Source organism: Bartonella sp. AP36NXGY (genome assembly GCF_042195865.1).
Taxonomy (GTDB): domain Bacteria; phylum Pseudomonadota; class Alphaproteobacteria; order Rhizobiales; family Rhizobiaceae; genus Bartonella.
The window spans coordinates 1-9,776 of sequence record NZ_JBHIPD010000030.1 but is presented as its reverse complement, the minus strand read 5'-3'; the positions used below and the strand labels follow the sequence as shown (position 1 = coordinate 9,776).

Sequence of the window (9,776 nt, the reverse complement as noted above, 5' to 3'; positions counted from 1 at the left end):
ACGGTACCACTGAACATGTCACCACTTGCACCACGTATCGCCCACCCCGTTTTGGTACCTAGATCAAAACAAAGAATTGTATTATTCATCACGTTTATGAAGCTCTAAAGCCATATTCCGCACTCCCAATAATAACGGAGTCGCTCCCATATTCTACGGTGCCAAGGTAGAGATGCCATGTATTGTTGTGGTGTTAACATAGACAATTTATAAGTCGTATTGGAAATGTAATTAAAGTTTGGAACTAGGTGATCACCACGTAATCTGCCGCCACCAAAAACAGCCCCTAAACCACTAATCCAACAATTACCTTCGTGACTGAGGTTCTCTTCACTCTCTACCCAGCCACCTAAATCACCTTTCTTTACTTTGCCAAAGCTTCTCAATGCTCGTATTCGGTGTAACTTGAAAGGACCGAGATCAACTGTATCGTCTGTAAGTTCGTATTTCTTTTTACTACTATTAACTAAATCACAACCACTAATAAAACCTGTATCAATCCATGCATCACCACACACACGGGCATTTTCACAAATTATTGCTGTACCGTATACATGTGCATTACCAAAAACTTTAGCATCAAAATAAACAATGGCATTGCCATAAACATGAGCGTTATCATAAACGTTGGCATTACCAAAAACCTTGGCTCGACCGTAAACCCTAGCACTACCATAAACCTTTGCATCGTCCCCAACCCAACAGTCTCCCTCATGACTTAAATTGCTTTCATTTTCAATAAAGCCACCTAAGTCACCTGCGTACACATCTCTAAAATTTCTTAAAGCACGTATACGGTGAAGCGTAACTCCATTAACTTCGATTGTTTCATCAGTAGATTCATACTTCTTTTTAAGTATCATATCTTCCACCTCTATCTTCTCACTTACTTTTCTTCTTACTCTTCTTATTCTTATGAGGCGGCGCTTTTACTACTTCATCACGCTGTTTAAGCTCTTGTGTTAGTCTTTCAACTTGCTCGTCGCGTGATGCAACATCTGCTTTTAGTGCCTGTATCTTTTCACTTTTCCGTTTAAAGTCTTCTCGGTACGCATCTATCTTTTGCTTCAATTCTTTAATTTCCGTATCACGTGATTGAACATCTGCTTCGAGTGTCATTACAACTTCACTTACATTTCTGAACGCCTTTTCATGCTCTTCAGTCTTTTGTTTCAGTTCTTCAATTTTCTCGTCACGTTCTTCAATCTCTTGCTTCAGTTGTTTAATTTCCTTGTCACGTTCTTCAAGATCCGCATCACATTCATCAATTGTCTGCTTGCTTTCCTTTAAATACCTAAACTCATTCTCTTTCATTTTTTTCTTAATATCTTGAACCTGCTCTTTAAGTGCTTTAACTTGATCGCGATAATGCAATGCAATACGAAACATCACTCCGCTTAAGAGCAAAACTGAAACCACTGCTATCCATAAAATTTCATTCGAACTCATCTTTATCTCCTTTAATTTTTATGAGGGCGGTCATCATGACCAATCTGTTGTGCTTCGCATTCCATTAAAAAAAGAATGCAACAAGCCGCATGTGCCAAGTGTGATAAATCACTCTCAGCATCCTTATGCTCTCCACCAAACCATGCTAATAAATGACGTAAAGCAGCACCGTGAAACCTGCTCCAGTGCATGCCATTACGCCAATTGTTTGCTCCGTACTTCTTTGCCCCAAACTCTAAAACTTTGCCGATTTCAAGCAGTGCCAACGGCGGTATAAGCTCTATACGAGGCTTACCATCATCATTCTTATGCGCTTCGTTTGCATTATGTGAACACATATAAACTCTGTCGCCACCATATTCTTCAGTGCCGCAAACATATGCATTTCCATAAATCTTGGCCTTACCATAAACCACGGCATGACCGAACACCTTAGCAGCATCACAAACCTTGGCATAACCACAAACCTTGGCGTTGCCATAAACCTTGGCGCTGCCATAAACATGGATATTATCGTAAACGTAAGCATTACCAAAAACCGCAGCTTCATCACAAACCTTGGCATTGCCAAATACATGCGCATTACCACAAACCTTGGCGTTGCCATAAATCGCAGCTGCTAAAAGAACATTGGCATTCTCATAAACACGGGCATTGTCATAAACATGAGAAAAACCAAGAACCTTGGCATTGCCAAAAACACGTGCATCACCATAAACCCATGCCCTATTCCCAACCCAACAATCGCCCTCATGAGAGAGGTTGCCTTCACTCTCTACAAAACCACCAACATCACCTGCTTTAACTTTTCCAAAGCTTCTCAATGCACGAATGCGGTGAAGAGTTTTTCCAGCAAACTCAATTGTTTCATCAGTAAGTTCGTATTTCTTTTCTACAGCCATCATCACCTCCTTAAGGCTGCAAAGTCTCACGCGCGCTATCAACGCCGGAACTTTTTGCAAATGTAGTCATTGGGGGGTGTTGCTCTTGCATTAATCTCTGCAAGCGCTCGGGATAAAAAAAATCTTCTGGACGCAAATCTATCCCATGATCACGCGCATAATTTAAAAGCATAATTTGGTATTTAGCTGGAATGATGCCGCCTTTACCCTCTCGCTTTTCAAAGGGGTAAGTCCATTTATAAACAGCAGACACATGGCATTGAGAAATCAACGACACACGTTTTGCACCACCTAAATATTTTATAATCATAACTGCTGGAGTAATCATGTAATCCAAAATTTCTGTCATATATTTACGTATTACGCAAATATAAGCAAAATTTTCGTAATACGCAATATTGATTATTTAATAATTTTAAGAGAGAAAAATAAAATGGATTTTCAAAAGCTAATAAAAATGTGGATTAATGAAAAATTAAATGAAATGGGGCATGGAAGCCGTAAGGCTTTAGGGCAACATTTAGGATTGAGTCCATCATCTATTACGCGCTTATTATCGATTGATGACTCTGACTCTAAAGCCTACCGTGATATCACCGCAGAAGAGCTAGTGAAGCTACACAGTTTCTTTAAGGAGTATCCTCCGTATCCGGCTTTAAGCAAGATAGATCAAGATTTTTATGATCTATATTCGTCTTGCAATGAAGAAGAACGGAGGGCAGTTTTAGCGTTTCTTCATACTTTAATCGAATCAAAAAAGCGATAACTGCTGTTTTTTCTTCATTTGACAATTGTAAAAATTTTCTTTTGGCAGTCTTATAACCTTTCATAAAATCTCCAAATATCTATAAAAACACACTAATCTTTAGATGAATACTCATAAAATAATTTTCGTTATACGGTATTTTTATGTTGACATTACCGTAAAACGAAAATATATTCACTCCATATCTTAGAAAATAACTTTTGCCAATAGGCAGTATGGAGGCATTTGTGAATAAACCAGTGTTTATAAATTCTGATGAAATTCTCTTAGTGATGTGCGAAAATGAAGAACAAAATCTCGCTAAATCTGGTCCTTTATTAGAAGAAAAGGACATTATCAATTTTATCGACCAAACCGATAATGCTGTCCAAATTTTGCGCGTAGAACCAACGACTAATCGTTACGAAGATATCTCTGAAGATATTGCTGAGTTTTATCTCAAACTACGTGAACAAAAGTGTTTTGATGGCAAAATACCGCATGACTTTATTCTACACAGCACAGCATACGGTTTTTTTTTAGATGATATAAAACAGCGCGAATATGATGATGCAATGTATGGTTCTTACGAAAAACAACACCGTTTGCGTCCTTGTGATGTGCTTTAAAAGCTAAAGGCGTTTTTAAAAGACGCCACCTTTTCAAAAAATTCACCACACAATGCAATGCCGTTCTTTTGCAAGAACGACAAAGGCAGAATCTAACTTAAAGGAGTAAAACCATGGAAAAAAAATACGAAATGACTGATGAAACAATCGAAGTTGGGGGCAAAACTCTCCACCGCATTCGTGCATTGAGAGACTTTGGAAGAGTCAAGAAAGGTGACGTTGGTGGTTTTATAGAGCATGAGGGTAATTTATCACATGATGGCAATTGCTGGGTTGGAGATAGTGCAAAGGTTTTTGGGAATGCCGAAGTCTATGCCAATGCACTAATCCAAGATTGTGCATTGGTTTATGATAACGCAACAATTTTCGATGATGCACAAATTTTGAGTGGTGCACACATTTTCAATCATGCAAAAGTTTACGGTAATGCCCGTGTTCACGTACTTGCAAAAATTTATGGGAACGCGAAAGTGTACGATAAAGCTTCTGTTTCTGGTAATGCACGAATATACCATGATGCAAAGATTGGCGGTAATGCAATAATTTCAAAGAACGCAGAAATTTTTGACGATGCTTGTGTTTTTGAATCCGCATTGATTGCAGATGATGCACGTGTTTTTGGAAAGGCTAAGGTTTATGGCAATGCCGCAATCCACCAAGGTGCACATGTTTCTGAAAAAGCTAAAATTGGCGGTCACGCAGAAATCTCTGGAAATGCCCGTGTGTTTGGTGGTGCACTAGTTTGCGAGAATGCCAAAGTAACCGGAAATACAAAAGTATCTGGAAATGACACTGTTTTAAGATAAGGGCGACTTAAACCATGGAAAAAAAATACGAACTTACTGATGAAACAATTGAGTTTGGGCGCAGAACGCTCCGCCGCATTCGTGCACTGAGAGACTTTGGATATGTCAAAAAAGGTGACCTAGGCGGTTTTATAGAAAAAGAGAGCAACTTAAGCCATAAGAGAGACTGTTGGATTTTTGGCAATGCACACGTTTACGGTGATGCCAAAGTTTATGATGATGCGCGGGTTTATGGGAATGCACGCGTTTATGGCAATGCACAAGTTTTTGATTATGCCGAAGTTGGTGGTGCTGATGTTGGAGATAATGCCAAGGTTTTTGACTATGCGCGGATTTATGGGAATTCTGTTATAGGGAAAAGTGTACACGTTTACGGAAATGCTAAAATTTACAATCAAGCATATATTTGCTGTCGTGTAGACATTGCTGGAAATTGTAAAATTAGTGGCTCCACCGTAATCGTAGAACGTGAGAAATAGTAATCATGGAAAAAAAATACGAATTTACTGATGAAACAATCGAAGTTGATGGCAAAATCCTTCACCGCATTCGTGCACTGAGAGATTTGGGGGACGTCAAGAAAGGTGATCTTGGCGGCTATATTGAGACTGAAGAGAACCTATCGCATGAGGACTATTGTTGGGTTGCGGATAATGCATGTATTTATGACAATGCACTAGTTTCCGATGAGGCACAAGTTTTTGGCAATGCACGTGTTTATAACAATGCACGCGTTATCGATTATGTAGAAGTTTACGGTAATGCCAAAGTTTATGATGATGCGCTGGTTTTTGATGGTGCTAGGATTTTTGATGATGCACATGTTTACGAGAGCGCACGCGTTTACTACGGGGCATGCGTTTACGGTCGTGCAGAAATTTACGGTGAGACACACGTTTACGGTAAGGCACACGTTTACGGTAAGGCAGAGGTTTACGATTGTGCACGCGTTTTCGATGAAGCACGTGTTTACGGTAAGGCAGAGGTTTACGGTTATGCATGCGTTTCCGATAAGGCAGAAGTTTACGATTGTGCACGCGTTTTCGATGAAGCACGTGTTTATGGTAAGGCAGAGGTTTACGGTTATGCATGCGTTTCCGATAAGGCAGAAGTTTACCGTAGCGCACACGTTGATGACTATAACGCCATCTCAACTGGAGAAAAGACCAGATGAAAAAATACGAACTTACTGATGAAACAATTCAGTTTGATGGATACCTTACGCTTTACCGCATACGTGCATTAAAAGATTTTGGTGATGTTAAGGCTGGGGACCTTGGGGGCTTTGTAGAGTATGAAGACAATTTAAGTCAAAAAGACGATTGCTGGATTTATAATGATGCCAAGGCGTATTGTTGTGCCAAGATTTACGATAGTGCTAAGGTTTATGATAAAGCACAAATTGGTGATTGTGCCGAGATTTTTGGCAATGCAAAAATTTATAATAACGTCAAAATATATGATGGACATATTTTTGGACACACACAAATTTATGGAAATGTGATTATTTATGCCGATTCAAGAATTTATGGCAATGTAAAAATTTATGATAATTCAGAAGATTGTAAACAAACTATGACCGCCCAGAACGGCAACTCTTCAACAAAAGACGACATTCCTTTCTAGCAACACAAACCAACTTTTAACACAAGCGTGATTCACGCCACGGGTGAATTGCGCGCAATGTAGGAAATCAAGATGAGTGAACAAAACACTAACCTAATAGAAATTGAAGAAACACATCATGTAGCCGTCGAACAAACTGTCATGGAACGTATTTTAAATAAAGCCTTAGACAGTGACGTCGATATGGATCGCTTAGAGCGTCTTCTTGATTTAAGAGAACAAGAGATAAAACGACAAGAGCGCCAAAATTTTGTCCGTGATCTTTCGGCTGTGCAAATGGCATATAAAAATATCGAACAAAACGCCATTAATAACCATACAAACAGCAAATACGCTACACTTGATCAGTACATTGATGCTGTAAAGAAAGGGCTTGCAACATACAAATTTGCTTTGTTTTATCGTATTAAAAATCAAACAGAAAAAAACGTTACCATAGAAATAACTCTGTCTCATCCTTCAGACAATCAAATCTCAACAGAAGGAACATTTCCAATTGACAGTACAGGCTCTAAAAATAGCATACAATCACTTGGTTCCACACTTACCTACGCACGAAGATACCTATTAGGCATGCTTCTTAATTTAGCAAGTAAAGAAGACGATACAGATGGAAACCCGCCTATTAAAAAGGCTTTTCCACAACAGATCAATGAAATCAGAAGACTTGTCGTACAAACCCAAACAGAAGAAGAAAAAATACTTGCTTATGTCAACGTCAAAAAGCTCGACGATATGTCTGAAGGACAAGCACAAACGGTATTACATCTTTTGAAAGATAAACAAAACAGGCAAAAGGCAGAAACAGATTCTACTATACAAGATGCCGATATAGCAACGCCACAAGAGCAACAAACGGCGGTGTGAGATGGAACAAAGAACAGCAGAATGGTTTCAAGCGCGCTTGGGTAAAGTCACCGCATCAAACATTTACAACATACTCAATAAAACTACAAAAGGATTGCCTACGAGCAAATATGAAGACTACAAAATCAAACTCATAACAGAGCGCTTAACAGGCGAAACAAGCCCTTATTATGAAACTGAAGATATGAGATGGGGTATCGAACATGAAGATGATGCCTTGAGAGAATATGGCTTCATTCATGATGCCAATATAACAAAGTGCGGCTTTATCCAACACCCCACAATAGAAATGGCGGGGGCTAGCCCCGATGGTCTCATTGGAGAAGACGGTTTAATCGAAGTCAAATGCCCGAGATCAGTAACACATATGCGCTTTTGTATAGGTGATGAAATCAAACCAGAATATCACGCACAAATGCAATTCCAAATGGCTTGTACAGGACGAAAATGGTGTGATTTCGTAAGCTATGACCCACGTTTTACGGGGGAATTCTTTCACTTACGCATGAAAGTCAAGCGTGTTCTCCGTGATGATCAACAAATTGAACAGATCAATCAAGCTGTTGAAACCTTTTTAGCAGAGATAGAACGAGAGATAAAACAACTCTCAACAAAAGCTGCTTAACCTTATGGGGGTGTTTTGTTCCCCGCATATCTACGAGCACCCCCACCCTTTCACATAAGGAAATTAAACGTGTGTAACATCGAACATATTATCATACAGCCTGCTAAAGATGAGGAATTTTGTTTTTTTACCATTGGCTATGAAGGTAGGTCCCTTGAGAATTATCTTAGTTGTCTCATAGAAAACAATATCAAAACTTTATGTGATGTTCGTAAAAATCCAATAAGTAGAAAACACGGATTTTCAAAAAGACAATTAGAGCAAGCTGTAAGCAACATTGATATTGAATATATGCATATGCCTGAACTTGGAATTGCCTCTGAAAAACGAAGAAGTTTGAAAACACAAAAAGATTATGACCGTCTTTTTAAAAATTATCGAAATACAACTCTCAAGAATAATTCTTGTGCAATAAACAAATTATATCAAATGTTTTTAAACAAAAAGCGCGTTGCAATCACCTGTTTTGAAGCCAATGTATGCATGTGTCATAGAGGACAACTCGCATTAGCTCTTACTCAATTGCCTGATTGGAAATATGAAATTAAGCACATCTAAAAAATAAACTTACAGATTTTTTACATATGGAGGTGCTTCTCTTCACAAATGCCTCCTAGCACCCCCACCCTTCTTAACACTTTCAAGTAATGCGTGATTCACGCCACACGTGAATTGCATCTCAATGTAAGGAGAAAAGATATGGCACCTCGTAAAGCTATCATAACGCAAGCAGACATTGCACGAGCTTTAAGAGAAGCAAAAAAGCAAAAATGCGAACTCATAGAAATCAAACCTACCGGTGAACTGCTTATCTACCTTAAAGCAGATATTCCAATACCAAACTCAACAGAACACCCAGACAAACTTTTAGATTTGTCAAAGAATGAATATTACGAAATCGCACTCTCTAAGATGTAAAATTGATCATGCCAAAACCACGCCCCCCTCATCTCGTTAAACAAATTACCCAACATGGCAAAATCGTATGGTATGTACGTATTGGTCATGGAAAACGTATTAGAATACGCGGAACTTATGGAACACAAGAGTTTGTTGATAACTACAAAAGCGCACTTGCCGAGTTACAAGGGCTTATACTTCCTAAATCAAAAACTGGTAAACTTGTTGAAGGTTCATTTGCATGGCTGCTTAAACAATACTTTAACAGCTCTAATTGGCATAGCTACTCTAATACTACAAAGAAACAAAAAGAATACATTCTTATGAAGATATGCGACTCCATAGGAAATATTCCATACCAAGCAATTGAAAAGAAACATATCATAGCCGGTGTTGAACGGCGCAAAGAAACACCAGCAATGGCTAGAAACTTTCTGAAAGCCCTTAATGGACTTTTTAATTGGGCAATTGATCAAGGTCTTTTGGAAAATAATCCAGCTTTAGGCGTCAAAAAACCTCCTCTTAAAAATAAAAGCGGCTTTCCTGTTTGGACAGAAGAAGATGTTGAGAAATATTATCAAAGATGGTCCCATGGTACCCATGAACGTGTCTGGATTGATGTCCTTTTGTATACGGGCTTACGTCGTGGTGATGCGGTTCGCATTGGCTGGAAAGATGTCAAAGACAATATTATTCATCTCAAAACAGAGAAAAGTAAATTCCAAACAGATGTCTTTCTACCTATTTTACCGGAATTAGCCAAAACGCTTGAAGCTGGTCCTATTGGAGTAGAAACATTCATCTGTAGTAAAACTAATCAAAAACTCTCCAAAGAAAGCTTTGGCGATACATTTAGAGACGCTTGTAATGCGGCTGGAATTAAAAAATCGGCGCATGGATTAAGGAAATTAGCCGCAACACGCGCAGCTAACTCTGGTGCAACAGTATCACAACTCAAAGCAATTTTTGGCTGGACAAATGATGCTATGGCATCTCTTTACACAAAGAGCGCAGATCGCAAAAGGTTAGCTATAGAGGCGATAAAAAAGCTTCAAAAAGATGAGGGATAGAGGCAAAAAAACTCAATAGAATCAAGATTCACCTATTCCCCCATATTAGACATAACTATTTTATTTTACTTGCTTTTTATATACCATTTATGTCTACACGTAAACTGCTTCCTTGCTCCCCTGTATGCCATTTAGTCACTGGATAACAACCAGACAA

General features: G+C 38.8%; 15 protein-coding genes. 11 read left to right on the top strand and 4 right to left on the bottom strand.

The window, feature by feature from the left end:
• Positions 1 to 104: 104 nt before the first annotated feature.
• From ACFINX_RS08695 to ACFINX_RS08680, 4 genes are all read right to left on the bottom strand, one after another.
• Positions 105 to 863 carry a hypothetical protein gene (locus ACFINX_RS08695; protein ID WP_375637283.1) on the bottom strand — a complete coding sequence of 253 codons (759 nt, stop codon included), beginning with the start codon at positions 861 to 863 and terminating at the stop codon, positions 105 to 107.
• Positions 864 to 882: 19 nt separating this feature from the next.
• A complete protein-coding gene (locus ACFINX_RS08690) occupies positions 883 to 1,449 on the bottom strand; it encodes a hypothetical protein (protein WP_375668671.1) in 567 nt (188 codons plus the stop codon).
• Between the two features lie 11 nt (positions 1,450 to 1,460).
• Positions 1,461 to 1,787, bottom strand: coding sequence for a dATP/dGTP diphosphohydrolase domain-containing protein (locus tag ACFINX_RS08685; RefSeq protein ID WP_375668673.1), 327 nt, complete (start codon positions 1,785 to 1,787; stop codon positions 1,461 to 1,463).
• A gap of 574 nt (positions 1,788 to 2,361) precedes the next feature.
• Positions 2,362 to 2,679 carry a hypothetical protein gene (locus ACFINX_RS08680; RefSeq protein ID WP_375668672.1) on the bottom strand — a complete coding sequence of 106 codons (318 nt, stop codon included), beginning with the start codon at positions 2,677 to 2,679 and terminating at the stop codon, positions 2,362 to 2,364.
• Between the two features lie 129 nt (positions 2,680 to 2,808).
• On the opposite strand from ACFINX_RS08680, the gene ACFINX_RS08675 reads away from it, so the two are divergent.
• The 11 genes from ACFINX_RS08675 to ACFINX_RS08625 all read left to right on the top strand — a co-directional run bounded on the left by ACFINX_RS08675 (position 2,809) and on the right by ACFINX_RS08625 (position 9,619).
• Complete coding sequence (locus tag ACFINX_RS08675) at positions 2,809 to 3,117, top strand: hypothetical protein (protein WP_375668670.1); 309 nt, start codon at positions 2,809 to 2,811, stop codon at positions 3,115 to 3,117.
• Positions 3,118 to 3,344: 227 nt separating this feature from the next.
• Positions 3,345 to 3,725 (top strand): hypothetical protein, encoded by a 381-nt coding sequence (locus ACFINX_RS08670; protein WP_375668450.1) that lies wholly within the window; start codon positions 3,345 to 3,347, stop codon positions 3,723 to 3,725.
• 113 nt (positions 3,726 to 3,838) lie between these two features.
• Positions 3,839 to 4,531, top strand: coding sequence for a hypothetical protein (locus ACFINX_RS08665; protein ID WP_375668669.1), 693 nt, complete (start codon positions 3,839 to 3,841; stop codon positions 4,529 to 4,531).
• Positions 4,532 to 4,545: 14 nt separating this feature from the next.
• Positions 4,546 to 5,010, top strand: coding sequence for a hypothetical protein (locus tag ACFINX_RS08660; protein WP_375668668.1), 465 nt, complete (start codon positions 4,546 to 4,548; stop codon positions 5,008 to 5,010).
• A 5-nt stretch (positions 5,011 to 5,015) separates the two neighbouring features.
• Positions 5,016 to 5,705, top strand: a complete 690-nt coding sequence (locus ACFINX_RS08655) for a hypothetical protein (RefSeq protein WP_375612643.1) — start codon at positions 5,016 to 5,018, stop codon at positions 5,703 to 5,705.
• Complete coding sequence (locus ACFINX_RS08650; RefSeq protein WP_375654207.1) at positions 5,702 to 6,157, top strand: hypothetical protein; 456 nt, start codon at positions 5,702 to 5,704, stop codon at positions 6,155 to 6,157. The genes ACFINX_RS08655 and ACFINX_RS08650 overlap by 4 nt, the downstream gene beginning before the upstream one ends.
• Before the next feature lie 72 nt (positions 6,158 to 6,229).
• Complete coding sequence (locus ACFINX_RS08645) at positions 6,230 to 7,024, top strand: ERF family protein (protein ID WP_375612641.1); 795 nt, start codon at positions 6,230 to 6,232, stop codon at positions 7,022 to 7,024.
• Position 7,025: 1 nt separating this feature from the next.
• Entirely contained in the window at positions 7,026 to 7,649 is a 624-nt protein-coding gene (locus tag ACFINX_RS08640) for a lambda exonuclease family protein (RefSeq protein WP_375668667.1), read from the top strand.
• A 69-nt stretch (positions 7,650 to 7,718) separates the two neighbouring features.
• Entirely contained in the window at positions 7,719 to 8,207 is a 489-nt protein-coding gene (locus tag ACFINX_RS08635) for a DUF488 family protein (protein WP_375668666.1), read from the top strand.
• Positions 8,208 to 8,348: 141 nt separating this feature from the next.
• A complete protein-coding gene (locus tag ACFINX_RS08630) occupies positions 8,349 to 8,567 on the top strand; it encodes a hypothetical protein (RefSeq protein ID WP_375668665.1) in 219 nt (72 codons plus the stop codon).
• Positions 8,568 to 8,575: 8 nt separating this feature from the next.
• The gene (locus tag ACFINX_RS08625) at positions 8,576 to 9,619 is read left to right on the top strand and encodes a tyrosine-type recombinase/integrase (protein WP_375634359.1); all 1,044 of its coding nucleotides are present in this window, start codon (positions 8,576 to 8,578) and stop codon (positions 9,617 to 9,619) included.
• Positions 9,620 to 9,776: the final 157 nt, after the last annotated feature.

Excerpts from the sequence above, each read along its gene's own strand:
- ACFINX_RS08695 (WP_375637283.1), bottom strand. The coding sequence starts at position 863 with ATGATACTTAAAAAGAAGTATGAATCTACTGATGAAACAATCGAAGTT.
- ACFINX_RS08690 (WP_375668671.1), bottom strand. The coding sequence starts at position 1,449 with ATGAGTTCGAATGAAATTTTATGGATAGCAGTGGTTTCAGTTTTGCTC.
- ACFINX_RS08685 (WP_375668673.1), bottom strand. The coding sequence starts at position 1,787 with ATGTGTTCACATAATGCAAACGAAGCGCATAAGAATGATGATGGTAAG.
- ACFINX_RS08680 (WP_375668672.1), bottom strand. The coding sequence starts at position 2,679 with ATGATTACTCCAGCAGTTATGATTATAAAATATTTAGGTGGTGCAAAA.
- ACFINX_RS08675 (WP_375668670.1), top strand. The coding sequence starts at position 2,809 with ATGTGGATTAATGAAAAATTAAATGAAATGGGGCATGGAAGCCGTAAG.
- ACFINX_RS08665 (WP_375668669.1), top strand. The coding sequence starts at position 3,839 with ATGGAAAAAAAATACGAAATGACTGATGAAACAATCGAAGTTGGGGGC.
- ACFINX_RS08660 (WP_375668668.1), top strand. The coding sequence starts at position 4,546 with ATGGAAAAAAAATACGAACTTACTGATGAAACAATTGAGTTTGGGCGC.
- ACFINX_RS08655 (WP_375612643.1), top strand. The coding sequence starts at position 5,016 with ATGGAAAAAAAATACGAATTTACTGATGAAACAATCGAAGTTGATGGC.
- ACFINX_RS08650 (WP_375654207.1), top strand. The coding sequence starts at position 5,702 with ATGAAAAAATACGAACTTACTGATGAAACAATTCAGTTTGATGGATAC.
- ACFINX_RS08645 (WP_375612641.1), top strand. The coding sequence starts at position 6,230 with ATGAGTGAACAAAACACTAACCTAATAGAAATTGAAGAAACACATCAT.
- ACFINX_RS08640 (WP_375668667.1), top strand. The coding sequence starts at position 7,026 with ATGGAACAAAGAACAGCAGAATGGTTTCAAGCGCGCTTGGGTAAAGTC.
- ACFINX_RS08630 (WP_375668665.1), top strand. The coding sequence starts at position 8,349 with ATGGCACCTCGTAAAGCTATCATAACGCAAGCAGACATTGCACGAGCT.
- ACFINX_RS08625 (WP_375634359.1), top strand. The coding sequence starts at position 8,576 with ATGCCAAAACCACGCCCCCCTCATCTCGTTAAACAAATTACCCAACAT.